This window comes from Nitrosomonas sp. sh817 (assembly GCF_030908545.1).
Taxonomy (GTDB): domain Bacteria; phylum Pseudomonadota; class Gammaproteobacteria; order Burkholderiales; family Nitrosomonadaceae; genus Nitrosomonas.
In genome coordinates this window covers 2,760,501-2,783,723 of sequence record NZ_CP133083.1, presented here as the reverse complement: position 1 = coordinate 2,783,723, position 23,223 = coordinate 2,760,501, and the positions used below count along the sequence as shown (strand labels likewise).

Here is a 23,223-nt window from a genome sequence, read left to right as displayed (position 1 = left end):
CAAATATCAATTTTCAGAATAAAGCGTTATGAATGACTGGACCGGTGGCTATGTAGCAGATATAGGTTATACCTATGGATATTATTCCGAACTTAATCCATTGCGCATCAAGCAACTATTCACTCATGCAGGACTTAAGTTCCCAAAAATTAATACTGCATGCGAGCTAGGGTTTGGGCAAGGATTAAGTATTAACGCCCATGCGGCTGCTTCCCAGATCGAGTGGTATGGCACCGATTTCAATCCATCCCAGGTTGTATTTGCCAAAGAATTGGGAGAGGTTTCAGGAGCCGGTGTAAGACTTTATGATGACAGTTTTAGTGAATTCGCTGTGCGCACAGATCTGCCGGAATTCGATTTCATAGGGGTGCACGGTATCTGGAGTTGGATCAATGACGAAAACAGGACGATAATCGTCGATTTTATTAAAAGAAAATTAAAGGTCGGCGGCGTGTTATACATCAGCTATAACACTTTGCCCGGCTGGTCGCCGTTTTTGCCAGTTCGTCACTTATGGACTGAGCATGCAAAAACACTGGGTGCTGAAGGTCACGGGATTGTCAATCGCATCAATGGTGCGCTGGATTTTTCTGAAAGGTTATTAGCGGTAAATCCGATATATTCGAAAATTAATCCGCAAATTGCTGAGAGAGTGAAGAAAGTAAAGGCGCAGAACCGGCATTATCTGGCTCATGAGTATTTTAATCGCGATTGGCACCCGATTCACTTCGCAACCATGATGGAATGGCTTGCACCGGCAAAATTAAACTTTGCATGCTCCGTAAACCCAATCGACCATATCGATATCATCAATTTGACCGAGGCGCAGCAGAATTTATTAAAGGAAATTCCTGATGCGATGTTTCGGGAGAGTGTAAGAGATTTTATTGTTAATCAGCAATTCCGCCGGGATTACTGGGTGAAAGGCAGCTGTAGTATTTCAAAACTAGAGCAGATCGAAAGGAATCGCGAGCTTCGGATAGTATTAACGGTTCATCGCTCAGAAGCGGAAATGAAAGTAACGGGCGCACTGGGTCAGGCAACGCTCAGCGAAGCTGTATATGGTCCCATTCTGGATGTGCTAGCAGACTATAAGATTAAAACGGTTGGTCAACTGGAACAGACCTTGCAAGGCCGGCAAATCACGCTTGCGCAGATCGTTCAAGCTGTCATGATATTGACTGGCTCCGGACAATTGTCATTAGTTCAGGAAGACAGTGAAATCAGCCGGGCAAAGAAACAAACCGATAAATTGAATCAATTCCTTTTGAAGAAATCCGCAAGTTCAGGTGATATCGCATGTTTAGCGAGTCCGGTGACTGGCGGCGGTGTCGCGATAGGGCGATTTCAGCAGTTATTTCTGCTTGCGATGAGTAAAGGCAAGAAAAATGCCGATGACTGCGTGCAATTTGCTTGGCAGATACTGGCGGGACAAGGTCAGAAAATTATCAAGCAAGGAAAAACACTTGAAACGGATCATGACAATATCCAAGAATTGAAAGAACAAGCAGAGAAATTTCTAGAGAAACAATTACCGATATTGAGAGTGTTGCAAATAGTGTGATCAGATCAGCTTGAAGTTTGTGGCAATAATGCAGCAGATACAGATATTACGATTGTAAAATAGCGATTTCAGCATTCAATCGCTCACATGTGAGCACCGGGTCTTGCGCTTGCGTGATTGGCCGGCCGATTACCAAGTAATGTGCGCCATTGATAATGGCCTGAGCGGGGGTTGTGATACGTTTCTGATCGCCGGAATGAGCATCCGCAGGCCGTATTCCAGGTGTAACCAAGCAAAAACTATGTCCCAATGTTTGCCGAAGCTGAATGGCCTCTTGAGCAGAGCAAACAACGCCATCCATTCCGCAGTCATACGCTAAGTGCGCCAAGCGTTGAACGATATCGGCTGGCTGGCCCGGCAAGCCGATTTCTGCAAGGTCTTCCTTATCCAGACTTGTCAGTAAAGTGACCGCGATTAATTTCGTTGAAGTAGTCTGGATCGCATCACGTGCCGCCAGCATCATTTTCCGCCCGCCTAGGGCATGAACATTGAGCATCCATACGCCGAGACCCGCGGCAGCTTTGCATGCCTGCGCAACAGTATTGGGGATATCGTGGAATTTCAAATCAAGGAAAACGTCGTACCCTGTGGATACGAGTTTTTCAACAAAGCGCGGACCTGCAATCGTGAACAGTTCCTTGCCGACTTTTAACCGGCACAGTTGCGGCTCTAATTTGTTGATTAAGTGCCACGCATCGGTTTCATTCGAATAATCCAGTGCAACAATGATGCGTGATTCAGGCATGCAAGAGTAGGAGAATGTTTTTAATCAGTATGGCAACGGCATCGAACCACAACCGCCGCAATGAGCGCACCCGCAGCAAAGAAGATCAGCAAAGCAACACTTAAAGGAAGTTCTATTGATTTGTCGAAGTAGTATTGCAACGTAATAAGCTGCGTGTTATTAGAAGCAAAGACCGCAAGCGCTACAAAAATAAAAATGCGTGAAAGCCATGTGATTAGTTTCATCATGATAAGAATAATCCATACAAGTTATTGATTATGATAAAAAACTAAAAGCAGTTTATACAAGTAACTAATCACGAGGGATTGCAAGCGAAATCAAGCAATTTCTCGTGATTAGAAAGTAAATCTACTTCTTATCTTTAAAATCAACACGTTCGCGCATTTCTTTGCCAGCTTTGAAATGCGGAACATATTTTTCCGGTACTTTAACTTTCTCGCCTGACTTAGGATTACGGCCGACGCGTGGCGGCCGGTAATTCAGATCAAAGCTTCCAAAACCCCGGATCTCGATTCGCTCGCCCTTGGCCAAGCTTCTGGCCATGGCATCGATAATCGTTTTAACGGAAAGTTCGGCATCTTTAGTCACAAGCTGCGGAAAACGTGCCGCAAGTCGAGAAATCAATTCAGATTTTGTCATAAAATTCCTTATTGCTCAGTACTTTTGCTATCCATTTTAGCTTTTAGAAGCGCACCCAGGCTGGTTGTTCCAGCGTTAGTCGGCGCTTTAATTTTTTGCATAGCGCTGGTTTCGTCTGACTTATCTTTTGCTTTGATCGAGAGATTGATCGTCCGATTCTTGCGGTCGACGTTGATAATCATGGTTTCAACCTTATCGCCTTCCTTCAAATGGGTGCGGATATCTTCAACGCGATCGCGCGAGACTTCGGAAGCGCGCAAGTATCCTTCCACTTCATCGGTTAAAGCAATGACAGCGCCTTTCGCATCAATGGATTTTACCGTGCCTTCAATGATGCTGTTTTTGTCATGTTCCGCGACAAAACTGGTAAATGGATCACCTTCCATCTGTTTGATACCCAGTGAGATCCGCTCTCTTTCGACGTCGATGGATAGGATAATCGCTTCAACCTCATCGCCTTTCTTGTAGTTTAGAACCGTTTCTTCGCCAGGTTGATTCCAGGATAAATCGGATAAATGCACCAGACCGTCAATATTGCCGGGGAGTCCGATAAATACGCCGAAATCGGTAATCGATTTAATCTGTCCGCGAACCTTGTCGCCTTTTTCATGCGCAGCAGCAAACTCTTCCCATGGATTTTGCTGGCATTGTTTCATACCCAGGGAGATACGGCGCCGTTCTTCATCAATCTCAAGGATCATGACCTCGACTTCGTCTCCGAGCTGCACAATCTTGGATGGGTAGACATTTTTGTTGGTCCAATCCATTTCGGAAACGTGAACCAAACCTTCGATGCCCTGTTCAATTTCGATGAATGCACCGTAGTCGGTCAGATTGGTAACTTTTCCAAACAGGCGGGTGCGTGCTGGGTAACGGCGTGATAATCCAACCCAAGGGTCCTCGGTGAGTTGCTTCATGCCCAAGGATACGCGGTTCTTTTCTTGATCGAATTTAAGAACTTTGGCGGTGACTTCATCGCCGATAGTAACAACCTCGGAAGGATGTTTGACGCGGCGCCATGCTAAATCGGTAATATGCAATAGACCGTCAATACCGCCCAAATCGACAAATGCACCGTAATCCGTAATATTCTTGACGATTCCATGAACAATGGCGCCTTCTTGCAGATTCGATAGCAAGGTTTCACGATCGGCGCCCTGTGTTGCTTCCAAGACTGCGCGGCGTGACACGACCACGTTGTTACGTTTACGGTCTAGCTTGATAACCTTGAATTCCATTTCCTTATTTTCATAAGGCGTAGTGTCTTTTACCGGACGTATATCGACTAGCGAGCCTGGCAAAAATGCGCGGATACCGTTAATCATCGCTGTCAGGCCGCCCTTCACCTTGCCATTGACCATTCCGGTCACGATTTTTCCGCTTTCCATGGCTTCTTCCAAATCATGCCACGCGGTGAGGCGTTTTGCCTTGTCGCGGGAAAGGCGTGTTTCTCCAAAACCATCTTCGAGCGATTCGATGGCGACACTGATAAAATCGCCGGGTTTTACTTCAATTTCGCCGCGGTCATTTTTGAATTCTTCGACCGGAATAAAACTTTCTGATTTAAGGCCTGCATTGACAACAACAATATTGTAATCAACGCGAACCACCTCGGCGGTGATAACTTCGCCGATGCGCATTTCCTGGCGTGTGAGACTTTCTTCAAAGAGTTGAGCAAAACTTTCGGGGGATTTCTGGGTAGCAGGGGAAGCATTAGTCATTCGTAAAATACCTAGTTAAACAGTCCTGCCGGAAAAATATCCAGCGGGCTGGGTTAGTTAATAGATGCTTGATATAAAAATTTCGTAAAGAATAATTGAATGTTTTAATTCAAGCGCTGGTTTTCGCACAGATTGCATTATACCAGGCGAGAACAGTGTCTTGCGCCTGGGATATGGTTAGCGATGAGGTATCCAGTAATCGTGCGTCACTACATTGCTGTAAAGGTGCAATACTACGATTGCTGTCGCGTTCATCCCGTTTCTCGATATCTTGCAAAAGGTCGGCAATATTAGCACTTATTCCTTTCTCTATCAACTGGTTATGGCGTCTTTGCGCACGGATTTCAGCACTTGCAGTTAGAAAGATTTTAAGAATTGCATCCGGAAAGATGACCGATCCCATGTCCCGGCCATCGGTCACCAGCCCGGGAGGTTGACGAAATGCGCGCTGGCGCTCAGTCAGCGCGGCACGGACTTGCGGGTGGGCTGCTAATTTTGATGCTAAGTTTCCGCACTGCTCGGAGCGAATCTCATCGGTAACGATTTTTCCGTCCAGGCAAATTTGGTTATCCTTAAAAACCGTATCCAATTTTCTGGCTAAGCCGGCAAGTTGCACAGTATCGTCAATATCAATGCGGGATTGCAGCGATTTTAATGCAACTAATCGATACAGCGCGCCGCTGTCCAGATAATGAAATCCGAGTTTATTGGCAACCAGCTGGGCGATGGTGCCTTTTCCGGATGCTGATGGACCATCGATGGTAATGACGGGGATCGTATGAATGTTCATTTGGATGTTTCGCGTATTAAATAAGTTACCAAGCGAGTTATATTTTTGGAGAGTGAACGAGTTGCGAAAATAACTCAAAATAATCGGGAAAAGTTTTTGCAACACAACCGGGATCGTTGATGCGAACCGGCGTTCCCAAGGAAACAAGCGAGAAGCACATCGCCATGCGATGGTCATCATAGGTATCGATGGCGATATCCGGCGTTAACCCGTGAGCGGGTGGCGTGATGCGTAAGTAATCCGCTCCTTCTTCGACTTGCGCGCCTAACTTTCGTAGTTCGGTAGCCATAGCCGCCAACCGGTCGGTTTCTTTTAATCGCCAGCTGGCGATATTGTAAAGCACGGTAGTGCCTTCCGCGAACAAGGCAGTAACCGCCAGTGTCATGGCGGCATCCGGAATGTGGTTGCAGTCAAGCTCAATGGCATGCAGCGGTTTTTTTCCATTGGCTGCAGTACTGCTTGCTTCGATCCAGTGGTCTCCCATCGAAATTTTAGCGCCCATCATTTCAAGCGCCGCTGCAAACCGGGTATCGCCTTGCACGCTGTCACGACCCACCCCATGAACGCGAACCGGTCCATGTCCAATTGCACCGGCAGCGAGGAAATAAGAGGCGGAAGAAGCATCGCCTTCAACGCTGATTTGGCCGGGACTGCGATATGCTTGCTGCGGCGGAATAATAAATTGCTGCCAATCACGCTGTTCGACTTCAACACGGAATCGCCGCATTTGGGCAAGCGTCAGTTCAATATAAGGTTTTGAAATTAAATTACCGGATACATGAATGATGGATTGTTTCCCGGTTAGCGGTAGAGCCATCAAAAGACCGGTTAAGAACTGACTGGAAACATTACCCTTCACGTTAACCGTCAACGATTCATCCCGGTTTTGCATATCGGCTGGTCCGATTTCCAGGGGAGGATAACCGGGATTGCCCAAGTATGTGATGTTTGCACCGATTTGCCGCAACGCATCGACCAAATTAGCAATCGGGCGCTCGTGCATGCGCGGCACGCCGGATAAACGGTAATGCCCTTGCATCAGTGATAGTACAGCAACCAAGGGACGGAATGCAGTGCCGGCATTTCCGAGAAATAAGTCGGCTTCAGCTACTGGAAACTTGCCGCTAGCTCCTGTTACGCAATAATCATGCTCGGATGATTGCGAAATCGTAATTCCTAATTTGGTGAGGGCTTCGAGCATGCGCGCAGTATCATCAGACGCCAATAAATCTTGAATATGCGTGGTGCCTTCCGATAGTGCGGCGAGTAACAGAATCCGGTTGGAGATACTTTTGGAACCGGGCAGCTTCACATTGCCGCGCGCTTCTTTTGAGAATGGAAGATCAAGCCATTTCATAGTGTCTTGAGTGTGGAAATTGGTAAATGATATCCCATAAAAAAATTTTTTAGCGCAATTTTATTGATGTATCAGAAACGTAATTTTGTGGAGATCATTCGAACCCGGGAAAAAATCTTTATTAGACGATGCAGTTTAAGGTAATCTATCGTCATTGATTTTTGATGATCGATGAGTGAACGGGTGAGTATGGTCTGGAGACGTCATGTGAAGCTCGTTGCTTGTGTGTAATAATAAATTTTAAAAATAGTTTTTGTGAAAGAGGTTAATGAATGGAAGATGCAGAAATTGCTTTGATGTTTTCTTTGCTGATTATTCCGGTTGCGATCTGGTTGCAGTTATGGGTAAAACGGCGCAGAGAAGACCGGAAAAATGCGCAGGGAGAAGAGGAGTTTGATAATGCGGCGCGTGCTTTTGTTTCTATTATCCTGGAAGGTGCTGCTATTGTTGGCGGGCTAATCATGATTATCATGGGTTCGAGCGGCGTCATCAAATACATCCTGAAATTTTATAGTTAATGTTGTATTGCTTGATTGAATGGCAATAACCGGGAGTGGTTGTTTGATTGCTCCCGGTTATTCCTTAAAAAAATCAAGGATGGCAACAAGCCGAAAGCAATCTTCCTAGTTTTTTCGCTAAGTCGCGGTCTGGCGCGAAGTCTTGGTTTTCGTTGTCTTGGATTTGGGTTTGGTATCCGCTGTTTTTTTGGGAGTTCTCGGTTCAAATTCAAATCCAATTTTTCCATCCGCGGTTCTGATCAAATAGGCAGAGAATGGTCTGCCCTTTTTGGAAATGAATCGTGTCAATAAATCAGTTTTTCCTGTTTCCAATAGTTTCGAGATTTGCTCGCGTTCGATGGGGCGTTCCAAAATAATTTTTCCGGTTTTAAAGCTGCAGCTCTTGTTTGCACCCACTGCTTTTTCGCAAACATAATGCAACCCGTGCTCATAAACCGCGTGCCCGCATTTGGGGCATTTCCCTAAGGAAATTTGATTGCTGAAGTCGATTTCTTCCTGGTTTTCATCTTCATTGCCAAAATCAAACTTCATTTCGAAATTATCAGTCAATCGGATGATTGCGTTGAACGGTTGTCCCATTTTGCTCCGGAAACCTTGAAGTGGTCCCACTGCATGCTGGGTAATCAGGGTTTCCATTTCGGCAACCTCAAATTGCCGGCCTGCCAGTATTTTCCAGAGTGCAAAATCACAGGATTGGCATTGGAATTTTTTATAGGTTTCGTGCACAACGTTGCCACATTTGGGACAAGGCGTTTTTAGCACCGCGAAATCCCCTGAAATGGTTTCGCCGCGATGGTTTTTGGCTTGTTCAACAATATGCCGGGTCATCTCGGCAATTTTTTCCATGAATGAGCCGCGTTTCAGATGACCTTGCTCAATCTGGCGCAACTGAAATTCCCAATTTCCGGTTAATTCGGGAGAGATCAACTCCGGAATCTTCAAACCGCGCAATAATGTGATAAGCGAAAAGGCTTTAGCGGTGGGATGCAATTCCCGGCCTTCACGCTGGATGTAGTTTTCCAGGACCAGCCCTTCGATAATGGAGGCCCGCGTAGCCGGCGTTCCCAATCCTTTTGCGCTCATAGCCGCGCGCAATTCTTCGTCTTCAACGAATTTTCCCGCGCTTTCCATGGCTGAAAGCAACGTGGCTTCAGTAAAGCGTGCGGGGGGGCGGGTCTGGTGATTGGCAATCTCGATGTCTTCGGTAACGACAGTTTCGCCTGGCTTTATCGCAACCAGTGAAACCGTTTCTTCCTGCTCATCGGATTTGGCCATTTTTCCATAAACCGCTTGCCAGCCAGGATTGACCAATACCTTTCCATCGGTTTTGAAAGGCTCGGCTTCAACTCGTGTGATGCGTGTGGTTATCAGATACTCGGCAGCGGGGAAGAAAATAGCCAAAAAGCGCTTCATGACCAGATCATAGAGTTTTGTTTCCGCTTCGTTTAACTTGGCTGAAGTCAGTGCGGTCGGAATAATCGCGAAGTGATCGGAGATCTTGCTGTTGTTAAAGATCCGTTTATTAGGTATTACCCAATTGGATCCGAGAATCTGCTGGGAAAACCTCCCATATTCGGTATTGACAAGGTTCTGCAGGATATCTTTAACTGTAGCGATATAATCTTCAGGCAGCGCGCGTGAATCTGTCCGCGGATATGTCAATACTTTATGTTTTTCGTATAAAGCTTGTGCTAATCCAAGCGTTGTTTTAGCGGAGAATCCGAAGCGGCCGTTGGCTTCCCGTTGCAAGCTTGTCAGGTCATAAAGTAATGGACATATTTCTTTGCTGGGTTTGCTTTCCTCGCTAACTATCCCTGGTTTACCTAAACATTTGCCGCGAATGGTTTCCGCTTTGGATTGTTCCCACAACCGCTCGGGTTTCAGCTCCTGATTCGCTGCATTCTTGCCGAATTTCTCGTCAAACCACCTGCCTGTGTATTGGCCGGTCGCCGCTTCAAAAGTGGCATGAACTTCCCAGTATTTTTGCGGCAGGAATTTCTTGATTTTTTCTTCACGCTCTACAAGGATCGCCAATGTTGGGGTTTGTACGCGCCCGACCGTGGTTTTATGAAATCCGCCTTCCTGGGAATTAAAAGCCGTCATGGCGCGTGTGCCATTGATACCGACCAGCCAGTCTGATTCTGAACGGCTGACCGCTGCTTCCGCCAGCGATTGCACGGCGGTATTATCCAATAACTTGGTAAATCCTTCACGAATCGCATCCGGTGTCATCGATTGCAACCATAATCGCTTGACGGGCTTGCTTGATCCGACATGGCGCAAGATATAGTAAAAAATCAGTTCGCCTTCACGTCCCGCATCACAAGCATTGATGAGCATATCCACATCTTTGCGTTTAATCAGCTTATTTAATAGCGTCAAACGGGATGATGTTTTCTCGATCGGGTTTAAGGCGAAGTGGGGCGGGATGACCGGGAGATTTGCAAAACTCCACTTGCCGCGTTTGACTTCGTATTCCTCAGGAACGGCCAATTCGAGCAGATGCCCGATTGCCGAAGATACGACATATTGATCATTTTCGAAGTAATCCGTATGTTTGGTGAAACCGCCCAGCGCTTTTGCAATATCCGCTGCAACCGAAGGTTTTTCAGCAATAATTAATGTTTTACCCATGAATAATCTGGAGAAAAATGTTTACTAATCCTGATCGATTGTAACGATCGGACCAGGCGGCTTGATATGCGTGTCTATTTAGGATTGCAAGCATGCTCATGCGCGAATTGATTTTTATTAACCCTCGGGCGGTAAGGGCGATTTCCCGGATTTTTAGTGCCGGTAATGAGAGTCGCTTACAATCAGTAGTTTCTCCAATATGGCATCGTCTGTGAGCTGATTCTGAATCCACAGTTCAGTTAAGACAATCAGCTTGATTTTTTCCAGACTGGAAGAATCTTCATCCATCGCCAGCACCCGGTCAATCAGCAACTCGCGTTGTAACGGATTGATAATACCGGCCTGCTCGAGGAAAAAGATAAATCCTCGTCCTTCCGTGTCGATTCGCTCGATTTCATAAGCTGTGTAGCAACGGAACGAATCGTTTTTAGCGAAACTTGCAGGATAATTGCCAATATCATGGCGTTCCAGCTCTGAGAGCCAATTCAGGGTTTCGCTAATATCTTCATCGGCGAATCCGGCCATGGCAAGCTTCCGCGTTAATGTGGCGGAATCAGGATAACTTCCTGAGTCAAAATAATTTTCAAATAAATAGACAAGTATGTCGAACATAATAGTACTTTGTAATTGCTGGAATTTTTTTAAATCTATGCAGCGAGTTGCCAGCAGTTTTATTGAACCCGCTGGTAGCACCCTCCTGGCAAACTGCTAACCCGGCCATCAAGCTCAAGCGTTAATAGCATGGCTGATACAACTTCCGCCGTCAAGCCGCTACGCGCGCACAAGGTGTCAATGTCAACGCTATCATAACCGAGGTGTTCAAGTAATACGGTATCCTCAGACGGTTCTACCGGATCGGTTTGTTTTTTTTCAGTGTTATTTCCAGGGTGGAATAAAGGCAGAAAATTTAATTCATCCAGGATGTCCTGGGTATTTTCAACCAGCTTCGCGCCTTGTTTAATTAATGCATGACATCCTTTCGATAGCGGTGAATGAATGGAACCGGGGATGGCCATTACTTCCCGGCCTTGTTCCAACGCTTGACGGGCTGTAATCAGAGATCCGCTTTGCAAGGCTGCTTCAACCACAAGACAGCCTTGGCTCATGCCGCTGATGATACGGTTCCGCCGTGGAAAATTCCTGCCTATCGCAGGGGTGCCCAGCGGAAACTCTGAGATCAAGGCGCCTTCCTTTGCCAATTTGTGAGCGAGTGGATGGTTTCTTGCGGGATAAACAATATCCAACCCTGTGCCGATGATCGCGATGCTGGCTGCCGCACCGCGTAAACCGCCATGATGGGCGGCGGTGTCGATACCCAAGGCCATGCCGCTGATAATGCAAAGTCCGGCGTTGCTGCTCGCTTCAGAAAAAGCTTCCGCGTTCAATAGACCCTGCGGTGTTGCATTGCGGCTGCCCACGACCGCTAAGGCCGGGAGCTGCAATAATTCCCGCCTGCCTTTAAAGTAAAGTACGGGAGGCGGATCGGCGATGTTCAATAATTGAGCCGGATAATCCGTATCGGCGAGCGTGATGATTGCATTGGCGGGATCTTCCAGCCATTTCATGGCATTGGTTATTTTGTTGCGATCGGCGCCCTGCTTGATACGTGCGGCGATGGGTTTTTTCACCAGGCGTTCCAGTGCAATCATCGGTGCTGCAAGAATCGCGGCAGGATTACCAAAAGCAATCAGGAGCCGCCGGATGGATTCTCCGCCTAATCCGTCAATCAAAGTCAGATTTAACCATGATTCGATATCCGTTGCTTGCTTCATGGTACTCAAATTCAGGGTGTTCTAACGGCATCCAGCGTTCTGATGGGTTGTGTGCTTTGTACAACTAAGGCATAAGCGACTTTATCAAAGACACGGAAGACAAAGACCAGTCCGGCTCTTTCATCAGGCAGCTGGAGCGTCTCGCCTTTAAGCGATTTAACCTGGTTTCTCCGGTAGATGGCAAGTACATGCCCCATTTCCAGGCCATGCGATTCACCTTTGTTCAGGGTTACGATGTCACCTCGCCCGATTTCGGTAACACCGCCGTATACCGAAATAATTCTTCCCTTAATCTGAAAGTCGGGAGCGTGGGGCGCATAATTGTTGTATAGGGTATCGGGTGCAGGAACCAGGCGATCGCCTTTGAGGATTTCTTCCGCGGCACGCGTGATCGTCATCGTACTGATCGCGTCGAAAACTTCGGCTTTGGCATTTCCCAGGTAGGTCGCTTCATATCCCAGAATCAGCCCTTTCTGATCAGGGTCTTTTAGCGCTTTTCCGGGGCGGAAAATTTGCCAGGTCATACCTTTGTCTTTCGGAAGTCCATGGATATAAGCTTTACTGCCTGCCGTTAAAATAAAACGGCCTTCACTGGAACCCAACACATACGGTGCGTTGGCCAGACTGTCTTTTTCTATGACTAATGGCTGTCTTAAGAAAGGTTCAATGGCGGTAGCCGGAATACTCGGGATCGCCGCTGTACTTGACTGCTCGTCACGTATTTTCGGGGAGAGCTTTACAATCCTGGTGCCTTCCTCGTCCCCCGCAAGCCTAAGCCGCGTGCCCGAAAGTGTTTTTTCTAAGAGAATGATGTCGCCGGGATAGATTTTGTGCGGATTTTTTACTTGTTCACGATTGAAGCCCCAAACTTCCGGCCATCGCCAAGGGTCTTTCAGAAACTTTGAGGCGATGCCCCACAAAGTATCGCCAGGTACAACGACATAGCGGCTGGGCGAATCGCTACGCAGAATGCTATCGTTTGCGTTTGCAGTAGCGATATTAAGCAAGTTTAGAAAAAAAATCGTAGCTATAATAAGCTTTTGCATGGATGATCCCGGTGACTGGTTGGAAAGGGTGAAGAATAACCTGCAAATGATACGATCTAAATCGGTAACTGAGTTTACTAAACTATACAATTTTTTATGGCTATTCTTAAAATATTACAATATCCGGACGAAAGGCTGCATAAAAAAGCGCTTCCCGTTGCTCAAATAACCGACAAAACGCGCGCACTGATTCACGATATGGCGGAGACAATGTACGCTGCGCCCGGCATAGGGCTGGCGGCGACACAAGTGGACGTGCATGAGCGTGTCATTGTCATAGACGTTTCCGAAACCAAAGATCAGTTATTGGTGCTGATTAACCCTGAAATTGTTGCAAGCAGCGGCTTTTCGGATTATGAGGAAGGCTGTTTGTCGGTTCCGGGGATTTATGGCAAAGTGAATCGCGCTGAGTCAGTGACTGTTAAAGCCTTGAATGCGCAAAACGAATCGTTCGTTCTGGAAGCGCATGGATTGCTGGCTGTCTGTATTCAACATGAGATGGATCATCTGGAAGGAAAAGTGTTTGTTGAATATTGGTCAAAACTGAGGCAGACCCGGACGCTGGCGAAGCTGAAGAAAAAACAGCGTAGTACAATGTAGCAAGGATACTCGTATACTCATAGAAAAATAAATCGAAGTTTCTTGTTGAATGTGATTGGTTTTGCCGGTTTTCAGCAACAACGCAACTCCGCCTATCTCATTATCAATTTTTTCCATAAATATGAAAATCATCTTTGCCGGAACTCCGGCATTTGCTGCAACGGCATTGGATGCGTTGGTACAAACCGGTCACGATATTGTGATGGTGCTAACACAACCCGACCGGCCCGCGGGACGAGGCATGCAAATGACCGCAAGCGCTGTCAAGCTGCTGGCGCAGCAACGTCAACTTCCAATCTTGCAACCGCTATCGCTCAAGAGCGGCGGCATACCGTTGCAATTGCAATCGTTGAACGCCGATGTCATGGTAGTGGCTGCCTATGGATTGATTTTGCCGCAAGCGGTACTTGCGATTCCCCGACTGGGTTGCCTGAATATCCATGCTTCCTTATTGCCGCGCTGGCGAGGCGCTGCGCCGATTCAACGCGCTATCTTAGCGGGCGATCATGAGACCGGCATTACCATTATGCAAATGGATGCCGGATTAGATACCGGCGCTATGTTGTTAAAGCACGCTATTGCCATTGCACCGGACGATACCACCCAGTCGCTGCACGACAAACTCAGTTTATTGGGCGGACAAAGTATTGTTGAAGCTTTACGGTTACTGCAACAATGCCAGTTGACGCCTATTCCTCAAGATGAGAGCCAAGCGAGCTATGCCGCTAAAATTACCAAAGCGGAAGCGGAAATCGATTGGCGGCAGACTGCGCAACAGATCAGCCGGATGGTGCGCGCGTTTAATCCAAGCCCCGGTGCTTATTCTTTTTTTCGTAATCATTTGTTAAAGATCTGGCAAGCGTCGGCCATTCATGGCGGTGAAGGTAAACCGGGTGAGATTGTCGCATTGAGTGCGGATGGGATCGTGGTGGCTTGCGGTTCCGGTGCGCTGCAGATAGAAATGCTGCAAAAATCCGGCGGCAAAAGAATGACTGCCGCAGATTTTCTGGCTGGCAATCAGGGAATTCTTGGCGAGTTTCTGGAAGCCATCGAGGGTTCGGCATCCGCGCATGATTAAAACACAATTGGCTGCAGCATCCATAGTCGGGAAAGTAATGGCCGGGGCGAGTTTGACCGAAGTTTTGGTGAATCTCTGGCGCGCAGATCCGGCGTTATCCAAGCAACAAAAAGGCGCCATTCAGGATTTTAGTTATGGTGTGTTGCGCTTTTACGGGCAACTGGAAGCCATTTTGAATGCTTTGCTAACAAAACCACTTCATGATAAATGTTTAACCCGCCTTTTGTTGGTAAGCTTATATCAGTTGCTTTACAGCAAGACTCAGCCCCATGTCATCGTTGATCAGGCTGTTTCGGCATCCCGGCTATTGGCCGGTGGAAAGGGAATGCAAGGGTTGGTGAATGCGGTATTGCGCAATTTCATCCGGCAGCGCGAATCCCTGGTGGAGCAAGCGGCAGCTGGAGATACCGGACGTTATTCTCACCCGCAATGGTGGATCGGCAAATTACGTCAGCAATATCCGCACAACTTTCAAACTATTTTGGAAGCAAGCAATCAACGTCCGCCCATGACCTTGCGAGTGAATCAGCGCAAGATTCCGGTAGACGATTATTGCCGGCTGCTGGCCGGGAATGCGATACAAGCGCAATGGCTTGGATCCAATACCGTGCAATTGGAGCGGCCGCTTGTGGTGGAGCAATTACCCGGTTTCACCGAAGGTTGGGTCAGCGTGCAAGATGCCGGTGCTCAGCGGGCGGCGCCGCTTCTGGATGTGCGGGATGGAATGCGGGTGCTGGATGCTTGCGCTGCGCCCGGCGGAAAGAGCATGCATTTACTGGAATCCGCCAGTGTATCGCTGACGATATTGGATAATGACGCATCGAGGCTCGAACAGGTCCGGCAGAATCTTGAACGCTTGCAGTTGACTGCTGAACATTTAGTCTGCGGAGATGCTGAAAAAACCAGTGACTGGTGGGATGGGCGGTGCTACGACCGGATCTTGGCGGATGTGCCGTGTTCCGCATCCGGTGTGGTGCGCCGTCATCCCGATATCAAATGGTTGCGCCGCGAGAGTGATTTGGTCAAGTTTGTAAAAACGCAGCGATCAATTTTGAATGCATTGTGGAAAATTTTAAATAAGGATGGTAAGTTGCTTTATGTGACTTGCTCAATTTTTGCTGAAGAAAATATCAACCAGATCGAGAAGTTCCTTAAATCACATCCTGATGCGCGCTTGTTGCCGTTAGGTGGGGAAATCCCGGTCGATGGCCAACTGTTACCGAATACTCAACATGATGGTTTTTTTTATGCCTTGCTGCAAAAAAACTGACTCTTGTCAAAAGGGAGGGCTGTCGCAGATCGTACGGCTGCTTGTGCAATTGCTGGTACTGTTGCTGCTTCCGATGGCTATTGCTCAAGCAGAAAGCATTCAAATCAGATCCTTCAGTTTGTCGGCGACTGATAGGGGTTATGAAATGAGCCTGGACTCTGAAATCACGCTGAATGCGACTTTGGAGCAAGCGCTCGAGAAAGGCATCGTGCTTTATTTTGTAACGAAATTCAGTTTGATTGATTCACGCTGGTATTGGTTGAACGAGGAAGTCGCGCGCAGTAAATACCGTGTCGGGCTTCGCTACTATGCGCTTACACGGCAATATCATTTAAATCATCCTTCATTCGCACAAAGCTATAACTCTTTGAGAGAAGCTTTACAGGCATTGGGGCAATTGCGGGACTATCCGGTGACTGTCAAAGCCGAGTTGAAACAGGATGCTGATTATATTGCGTCGATACGAATTTGGCTCGACCTGACGCGTATGCCTAAACCATTCCAGATCGAAGCGCTTGGTTCCAGTCAATGGAATTTGCGCTCGGAGAAACTGGAATGGCGCATGAAGCTGCCGGTGCCGGAACAGCCGTTCGACTATAAGGACCGGTAATGAAATACGTGCTGATTGTGGGAGCAGGGCTGGGAGCCGTGATGCTTTTCCTGCTAGCCACAGCCGGTGCCAATACCGAGTTCTTCGAGCGGAAATACCGCTTGCTGCTCGTTATTAATATTGCCTTTGTATTGTTTCTCATGGTGATCGTGGGATTTTTGATGTGGCGGTTCAGGCGGCGGCTGAAGTCGGGTGTATTCGGTTCCAGGCTGGCGCTTCGCTTAATGCTGATTTTCTCATTGATGGCGATATTGCCCGGAGCTTTGGTTTATGCCGTGTCGGTGCAATTTCTCGAAAAGAGCATTGAGTCTTGGTTCGACGTGAAAGTCGACCGGGCGCTGGAAGGCGGCTTGAATCTCGGGCATACCATGCTCGAGAATTTATTGGCCGAGCTGCAAAAGAAAGCGCAGACAACCGCGCTGATTCTGACGGAATCCTCTAATCCGCCGTTGCTGGTACTGAACGAGCTATTATTGCAATCGCAAGTGGAAGAGGCAACGCTGTTCAATCAGGATGGCAAGGTAATCGCTTTTTCCAGCGACAGCAATTCGGCATTGTTTCCGGATGCGCCTAATGCAGCGGCCATGCGTCATATCAGAATTCAAAAGGCTTATAGCGCAATCGAGTCGGTTCCCGATAAAGGCCTGTATCTGCGGGTGGTTTCTCCGGTTAATGTATTGAGCCTGGAGGAAGATATCCGCATGTTGCAGCTATTGCAGCCGGTCCCGCGGCAATTGGCCAAGGATGCTGAACGCGTGCAGGCAGGTTATCAGGATTATCAAGAGCTTTCTTTGTCCCGGCAAGGATTAACCCGGTTATACAGCGTTACGCTGACATTGGCATTGTTGCTATCGCTATTTTCGGCGTTAGCATCCGCTTCGCTGTTGAGTGAAAGATTGAGCGCGCCGCTCGGCATGTTGGCGGAAGGCACGCGTGCGATCGCGCAAGGTGACTACAGCCGCCGTCATTTGGTTCAGAGCAGGGACGAATTGGGTGTGCTGACGGAGTCGTTTAACTTGATGACGCAGCAGCTTGAAGAAGCGCGCGCGGCGGCTCAGCATAATCAACAGGCGGTCGAAAGCGCGCGCGCGCATTTGGAGAGTATTCTGGCCAATCTTTCATCCGGTGTGCTGGTGTTTGATGGACAGTTGGTTTTGTCTAAAGCGAATCGAAGCGCGGAAAAAATTTTGCAGGTGCCATTAATCAGTCTGGATGGTTCAATTATTGAAGGATGCGTGGGCAAAGAGCCGCGGCTCGATGCGTTGGTTGCGGAAATCCGGGAGGGATTTAATTCCGAAGAACTTGGTGTTTGGCAGCGCCAATTGACGCGCTCAGAGGATGGTCACAATCAGGTTTTGCTTTTGAGAGGTACGCGATTACCCAAACTATCGGGCGGCGGCGGCGTGGTGGTTTTTGATGACATTACCAATCTTTTGCAAGTTCAGCGTGCTGTAGCTTGGGGAGAGGTGGCGCGCCGGCTTGCGCACGAAATAAAAAATCCTTTAACGCCCATTCAACTTTCCGCCGAGCGGGTACAACATAAATTGATCAATAAACTCGGTGAGGAAGATGCGAAGATATTGAGGCGTTCCACCGAAACGATTGTCAATCAGGTGGAAGCGCTTAAAAGGATGGTCAATGAATTTAGCCAGTATGCGCGCGTTCCGGAACTGGAGTTGCGCCAGCTTGATTTCAACCGGCTGGTGCGGGAAGTTTTGTCACTGTACGAAACCGCGAGCATGGCTTCGGAGACAAGCAAGCATATCCAAATCCGGCAAGAATTGACCGAAGATTTGCCGGCGGTTAAAGGGGATTCAGCGCAGTTGCGGCAAGTGCTGCACAATTTGCTGCAAAATGCGCAAGATGCGCTGCTTGATGAACCAGAGCCATTAATTACGGTGAAAACTGAAGCGGTCCATGGCGGCGTGCAATTGAGTGTGCGTGATAACGGTTGCGGTTTTTCCGACGAAATCAAAGCCCGGGTGTTTGAGCCCTATGTGACCACAAAGCTTAAGGGAACCGGTCTGGGGTTGCCGATCGTCAAAAAAATCGTTGAGGAACATGAAGGATTGATTCATATTGAAAACGTCAAGCCGCACGGCGCGCAAATTTCGATTATTCTGCCGGCGATCGAAAAAAACCATGCAATCGGAAACAGTAAATTGACACATAGTTAGAAACGGAAATAACTCGCTAAAAATAGAAACGGTCAATGAAATCATCGCATCCGGGAATCTTTAGTGCTGAAAATGTGAATTTGCGAGTGATCGTGAAATTTGACAGTTGGAGATAAGCTGATTAGATTTCGGATGCGGAGAAACTGTAAATGATAACTAACAATACTATTTTGATTGTTGACGACGAAATTGGCATACGCGAACTGCTATCTGAAATTTTGCGCGATGAAGGATACCGGGTGGCACTGGCGGAAAATGCCGAGCAAGCCCGGGTATGGAGAAGCCAGACTCGTCCGGATCTGGTGCTGTTGGATATATGGATGCCCGACACCGATGGCATTACCTTGTTAAAAGAATGGGCGAGCAACGGTATGCTGACGATGCCGGTGATCATGATGTCGGGACATGGAACCATTGATACCGCGGTTGAGGCTACCCGCATCGGTGCATTTGGTTATTTGGAAAAACCGATTCCGCTGCAGAAATTGCTCAGCACTGTCAGTAAAGCATTACGAGGCGGGCAGAATAAGCATCAGTCGGCGCTTTCTCTTGCCAGTTTAGGTAAAGGACCTTTGATTGCCGACCTTAGAAGAAGGCTGGAGCAAGTTGCCAATTTGAAAACGCCGGTGCTGCTCATGGGCGAACCCGGCGTGGGAGCCGAGATATGCGCCCGGTTTTTGCACCGACCGAATACGCCATGGGTGGAGCCTGAAAACCTGACATCGCTGGCGGAATCGCCGCTGGATTTACTGGAGCTGGCAAGAGGCGGTTTACTCTTTCTGAAAGATGTCGGCGAAATCAGTAAGCTGGCGCAAAAAGGCCTGTTGTTACTGCTGAGTAAACTTGAGAAGTATAACGTGCGGCTCATTTGCGCAACGTCCCAGCCGCTGGCGGAATTGACCGCGCAAGGTACTTATCATCCCAAGTTATACGAAGTTTTGAGCAGCTTAAGCATCGGTATTCCCGCATTGAGAGCGCATCGCGAGGATATTCCGGAATTGGCCGGTCAAATTTTATCGCGTTTCGCGGAATCGGGTGAGGCGCCCTCCGCGCTGCAGTTTAGTACTGCAGCGCTCAACTGTCTGCGGAATTATGATTGGCCGGGCAATCTGACGCAGCTGACGGGCGTAGTGCATTCGTTAGCGCTGACATGTTCTGGTGATGAGATCTCGGCGGAAGCGGTACAACAAGCGATGGTTTTTCCGGAGTCTTCTTCCACATCGGTTGCGCCCGAAATTCCCTTGGATTTATCACTGCGAGAAGCCCGTGATTTGTTTGAGAAAACTTATTTTGAAAGATTGATTGACCAAGAAAATGGCAATATGACGCGCGTTGCCGAACGTGCCGGGCTGGAAAGAACCCATCTTTACCGGAAAATTAAATTGCTGGGTATCAAATTGCGCGGTAATTGATTCCATCAAGGAATGAGCTTGTTACGCAAATTGCTTTTAAGTGTAATTTGCTTTCCCATGGTTGTGATCTCCCGCTTCTTAAGCGATAATACGCGCTTTTATATCGTTTTTTGAAAATATTAGGGAGTTAGCATCGATGGGGACATTTAAGGATTTTGACGCGCCGGTATTTAGAAACTTAACCAGTGCGATTCGCGCATTGGCGATGGATGCCGTGCAAAAAGCCAATTCCGGTCACCCCGGTATGCCGATGGGTATGGCTGAAATTGCTGAGGTGCTGTGGATTCATCACCTGCGTCATAATCCTGGCAATCCGCAGTGGGCTGATCGCGATCGTTTCATTCTATCGAACGGGCATGGTTCCATGCTGATTTATGCATTACTGCATTTGACCGGCTACGATCTGCCGATGGAAGAAATCAAGAAGTTCCGGCAATTTCATTCTAAAACGCCCGGACACCCGGAATATGGCTATACCCCTGGGGTAGAGACAACCACCGGTCCTCTCGGTCAAGGAATTACCAATGCAGTGGGCATGGCGCTGGCGGAAAAAGTGCTGGCTGCCGAATTTAACCGGCCTGGATACAATATTGTTGATCACTATACTTATGTGTTCCTGGGTGACGGTTGCATGATGGAAGGGGTTTCTCACGAAGCCTGTTCGCTTGCGGGAACATTGGGTCTAGGCAAGTTGATCTGTTTTTACGACGATAATGGCATTTCCATTGACGGCCATGTAGAAGGCTGGTTTACCGATGATACGCCGAAGCGCTTCGAGTCTTACGGATGGCATGTGGTGCCCGATGTTAATGGTCATGATCCGGTAGCGATCGAAGCAGCGATTGAAGCCGCTAAGAAAGTCAACGACAAACCGACGATGATTTGCTGCAAGACAGTCATCGGCATGGGATCGCCGAACATGGCCAATACCCACTCCGTTCACGGCGCGGCTCTGGGCGATGCGGAAATCGCTGCGGCGCGTCCGCATATCGGCTGGCATCATCCGCCTTTTGAAATTCCCCAAGAAGTCTACAGTGCGTGGGATGCCAGAGCGAAAGGGCAAAAGCTGGAAACCGAATGGAATGAGAAATTTGCAGAGTATGCCGGGAAATATCCGGTAGAAGCAGCGGAATTCAATCGCCGCATGGCTGGCGAGCTGCCGGCTAACTGGCAGAGTCATGTCGAAAGTGTCGTTAACCAGATCGACGCCAAAGCAGAAACCATTGCCAGCCGGAAAGCTTCACAAAATGCGATTGAAGCACTTGCGCCGGTATTGCCTGAATTGATCGGCGGTTCCGCCGATCTTGCGGGCTCGAATCTGACATTGTGGTCGGGTTCCAAAGGAATTGGTAAAAATAACGGCGGCAACTATGTGTACTACGGTGTGCGCGAATTCGGCATGAGTGCCATGATGAACGGATTGTCACTGCATGGTGGCTTGATTCCTTACGGCGCGACCTTTCTGATGTTCTCGGAATATGCCCGCAACGCATTGCGTATGGCGGCATTGATGAAGATTCGCAATATTTTTGTCTTTACGCACGATTCCATCGGTTTGGGTGAAGACGGCCCAACGCACCAACCGGTCGAACAAACGGCGACGTTGCGTTACATTCCCAATATGGATGTATGGCGTCCTTGCGATACCGTGGAATCCACGGTTTCGTGGGCGCGCGCGATTGAGCGTAAAAACGGCCCTTCAACCTTGATATTCAGCCGCCAGAACTTACCGTTCCAAAAACGCGATGCGGCAACCGTCAAGCTGATCGATAAGGGCGGTTACGTATTGTCGGAAGCAAGTAACGGCAAGCCGCAAGCGGTATTGATCGCAACCGGCTCCGAAGTCGGTTTGGCGATGAATGCGCAAAAGGCATTGGCTGATGAAGGCGTTTTTGTGCGCGTGGTATCAATGCCGTGTACTAATGTATTCGATCGCCAGGAATCATCGTATAAAGAGAGTGTTTTGCCAAAAGGCGTCAAGCGTGTTGCCATCGAAGCGGGGGTAACCGATTTTTGGCGTAAATACGTCGGCTTGGACGGCGCAGTAGTGGGTATCGATACATTCGGTGAATCGGCGCCGGCGGATGTGCTGTTTAAACATTTTGGTTTCACTGTCGAGAATGTCGTCAAAACGGTTAAGAGCATTCTCTAAATCAATAACATTTTAAGCACAATGGCTCGTTTGACTTGATCTGAGCTGTGGTGCGCAGGTTTTTTATTTAAGGAGCATAGAATGACAATAAAAGTGGGTATCAATGGGTTTGGTCGTATCGGGCGTATGGTTTTCCGCTCGGCAGTACAAAATTTTCCGGACATTGAAATCGTTGCGATCAACGATTTGCTGGAACCGGATTATCTGGCGTATATGTTGAAGCACGATTCGGTGCATGGCCGTTTTAGCGGTGATGTGTCGATCGACGGTAACACGCTGGTGGTCAATGGCAAAAGAATCCGTCTGACAGCCATCAAAGACCCGGCGGAATTGAAGTGGAATGAAGTGGGTGCGGAGGTCGTGATCGAATCGACCGGCTTGTTCCTGACCAAAGAGACTTGTGAAAAGCATCTAGCTGCCGGGGCGAAGAAAGTCATTATGTCGGCACCATCGAAAGATGATACGCCGATGTTTGTTTATGGTGTCAATGATAAATCGTACAAAGGCGAAGCGATTATTTCGAATGCTTCCTGTACCACCAATTGCTTGGCGCCGATTGCCAAAGTGTTGAACGATAAATGGGGCATCAAACGTGGCCTGATGACCACCGTCCATGCAGCGACCGCTACACAAAAAACCGTGGATGGTCCGTCCAATAAAGATTGGCGCGGCGGCCGCGGTATTCTGGAAAATATTATTCCTTCATCGACCGGGGCGGCTAAAGCAGTGGGTGTGGTAATCCCTGAACTGAACAAAAAACTGACCGGTATGGCTTTCCGTGTACCGACATCGGATGTTTCGGTCGTCGATTTGACGTGCGAACTGGAAAAAGAAGCGACCTACGACGAAATTTGTAAAGCGATGAAAGACGCATCGGAAGGTTCTATGAAAGGCGTATTGGGTTATACCGATCAAAAAGTGGTATCGACCGATTTTCGCGGTGAAAGCTGCACGTCGATTTTCGACGCCGAAGCAGGGATGGCATTGGATAAAAGCTTTGTCAAAGTTGTCGCTTGGTATGACAACGAATGGGGCTATTCCACCAAAGTGCTGGAAATGGTTCGTACCGTTGCTAAGTAATTTCGTACCGATAGTGGTGTTATCGTGGTTTGTATCCTGATTGCGCACCGCTTTGAAT

20 protein-coding genes are annotated in these 23,223 nt (G+C 48.2%); 10 read left to right on the top strand and 10 right to left on the bottom strand.

Annotated elements, in window-relative coordinates:
- Positions 1–28 precede the first annotated feature (28 nt).
- Complete coding sequence (locus RBH92_RS13175; protein WP_307932461.1) at positions 29–1,564, top strand: class I SAM-dependent methyltransferase; 1,536 nt, start codon at positions 29–31, stop codon at positions 1,562–1,564.
- Positions 1,565–1,610: 46 nt separating this feature from the next.
- On the opposite strand, the gene pyrF is transcribed toward RBH92_RS13175, so the two are convergent.
- The 6 genes from pyrF to aroA all read right to left on the bottom strand — a co-directional run bounded on the left by pyrF (position 1,611) and on the right by aroA (position 6,816).
- Positions 1,611–2,309, bottom strand: a complete 699-nt coding sequence (gene pyrF / locus RBH92_RS13170; RefSeq protein WP_307932460.1) for an orotidine-5'-phosphate decarboxylase — start codon at positions 2,307–2,309, stop codon at positions 1,611–1,613.
- 20 nt (positions 2,310–2,329) lie between these two features.
- On the bottom strand, positions 2,330–2,536 hold the full coding sequence (locus tag RBH92_RS13165) for a LapA family protein (RefSeq protein ID WP_307932459.1): 207 nt from the start codon (positions 2,534–2,536) through the stop codon (positions 2,330–2,332).
- 121 nt (positions 2,537–2,657) lie between these two features.
- Positions 2,658–2,948 (bottom strand): integration host factor subunit beta, encoded by a 291-nt coding sequence (locus RBH92_RS13160; RefSeq protein WP_292924917.1) that lies wholly within the window; start codon positions 2,946–2,948, stop codon positions 2,658–2,660.
- 8 nt (positions 2,949–2,956) lie between these two features.
- A complete protein-coding gene (gene rpsA / locus RBH92_RS13155) occupies positions 2,957–4,669 on the bottom strand; it encodes a 30S ribosomal protein S1 (protein ID WP_307932458.1) in 1,713 nt (570 codons plus the stop codon).
- A 109-nt stretch (positions 4,670–4,778) separates the two neighbouring features.
- Complete coding sequence (cmk, locus tag RBH92_RS13150; RefSeq protein WP_307932457.1) at positions 4,779–5,459, bottom strand: (d)CMP kinase; 681 nt, start codon at positions 5,457–5,459, stop codon at positions 4,779–4,781.
- 37 nt (positions 5,460–5,496) lie between these two features.
- Positions 5,497–6,816 (bottom strand): 3-phosphoshikimate 1-carboxyvinyltransferase, encoded by a 1,320-nt coding sequence (gene aroA / locus RBH92_RS13145; RefSeq protein WP_307932456.1) that lies wholly within the window; start codon positions 6,814–6,816, stop codon positions 5,497–5,499.
- 272 nt (positions 6,817–7,088) lie between these two features.
- Between aroA and RBH92_RS13140 the strand changes: the two genes are divergently transcribed.
- Positions 7,089–7,334 carry a hypothetical protein gene (locus RBH92_RS13140; protein WP_292924920.1) on the top strand — a complete coding sequence of 82 codons (246 nt, stop codon included), beginning with the start codon at positions 7,089–7,091 and terminating at the stop codon, positions 7,332–7,334.
- A 117-nt stretch (positions 7,335–7,451) separates the two neighbouring features.
- Here the strand turns inward: RBH92_RS13140 and RBH92_RS13135 are convergent, their stop codons facing one another.
- The 4 genes from RBH92_RS13135 to RBH92_RS13120 all read right to left on the bottom strand — a co-directional run bounded on the left by RBH92_RS13135 (position 7,452) and on the right by RBH92_RS13120 (position 12,786).
- Positions 7,452–9,968, bottom strand: a complete 2,517-nt coding sequence (locus tag RBH92_RS13135; protein ID WP_307932455.1) for a DNA topoisomerase III — start codon at positions 9,966–9,968, stop codon at positions 7,452–7,454.
- A 153-nt stretch (positions 9,969–10,121) separates the two neighbouring features.
- A complete protein-coding gene (locus tag RBH92_RS13130) occupies positions 10,122–10,580 on the bottom strand; it encodes a Smg family protein (RefSeq protein WP_292924922.1) in 459 nt (152 codons plus the stop codon).
- A gap of 59 nt (positions 10,581–10,639) precedes the next feature.
- On the bottom strand, positions 10,640–11,740 hold the full coding sequence (dprA, locus tag RBH92_RS13125) for a DNA-processing protein DprA (protein WP_307932454.1): 1,101 nt from the start codon (positions 11,738–11,740) through the stop codon (positions 10,640–10,642).
- An 11-nt stretch (positions 11,741–11,751) separates the two neighbouring features.
- Positions 11,752–12,786 (bottom strand): LysM peptidoglycan-binding domain-containing protein, encoded by a 1,035-nt coding sequence (locus RBH92_RS13120; RefSeq protein WP_307932453.1) that lies wholly within the window; start codon positions 12,784–12,786, stop codon positions 11,752–11,754.
- A gap of 96 nt (positions 12,787–12,882) precedes the next feature.
- Between RBH92_RS13120 and def the strand changes: the two genes are divergently transcribed.
- The 8 genes from def (at position 12,883) to gap (ending at position 23,165) form a co-directional block, all read left to right on the top strand.
- Complete coding sequence (gene def, locus RBH92_RS13115; RefSeq protein WP_307932452.1) at positions 12,883–13,386, top strand: peptide deformylase; 504 nt, start codon at positions 12,883–12,885, stop codon at positions 13,384–13,386.
- Positions 13,387–13,507: 121 nt separating this feature from the next.
- Complete coding sequence (gene fmt, locus RBH92_RS13110; protein ID WP_307932451.1) at positions 13,508–14,464, top strand: methionyl-tRNA formyltransferase; 957 nt, start codon at positions 13,508–13,510, stop codon at positions 14,462–14,464.
- A complete protein-coding gene (rsmB, locus tag RBH92_RS13105; protein WP_307932450.1) occupies positions 14,457–15,734 on the top strand; it encodes a 16S rRNA (cytosine(967)-C(5))-methyltransferase RsmB in 1,278 nt (425 codons plus the stop codon). The genes fmt and rsmB overlap by 8 nt, the downstream gene beginning before the upstream one ends.
- A gap of 145 nt (positions 15,735–15,879) precedes the next feature.
- On the top strand, positions 15,880–16,344 hold the full coding sequence (locus tag RBH92_RS13100; protein WP_307932449.1) for a DUF4390 domain-containing protein: 465 nt from the start codon (positions 15,880–15,882) through the stop codon (positions 16,342–16,344).
- Positions 16,344–18,521 carry an ATP-binding protein gene (locus tag RBH92_RS13095; protein ID WP_307932448.1) on the top strand — a complete coding sequence of 726 codons (2,178 nt, stop codon included), beginning with the start codon at positions 16,344–16,346 and terminating at the stop codon, positions 18,519–18,521. The genes RBH92_RS13100 and RBH92_RS13095 overlap by 1 nt, the downstream gene beginning before the upstream one ends.
- 149 nt (positions 18,522–18,670) lie before the next feature.
- Entirely contained in the window at positions 18,671–19,933 is a 1,263-nt protein-coding gene (locus tag RBH92_RS13090) for a sigma-54-dependent transcriptional regulator (RefSeq protein ID WP_307932447.1), read from the top strand.
- A gap of 136 nt (positions 19,934–20,069) precedes the next feature.
- Positions 20,070–22,085, top strand: coding sequence for a transketolase (gene tkt, locus RBH92_RS13085; RefSeq protein WP_307932446.1), 2,016 nt, complete (start codon positions 20,070–20,072; stop codon positions 22,083–22,085).
- 81 nt (positions 22,086–22,166) lie between these two features.
- A complete protein-coding gene (gap, locus tag RBH92_RS13080; protein ID WP_307932445.1) occupies positions 22,167–23,165 on the top strand; it encodes a type I glyceraldehyde-3-phosphate dehydrogenase in 999 nt (332 codons plus the stop codon).
- Positions 23,166–23,223: the final 58 nt, after the last annotated feature.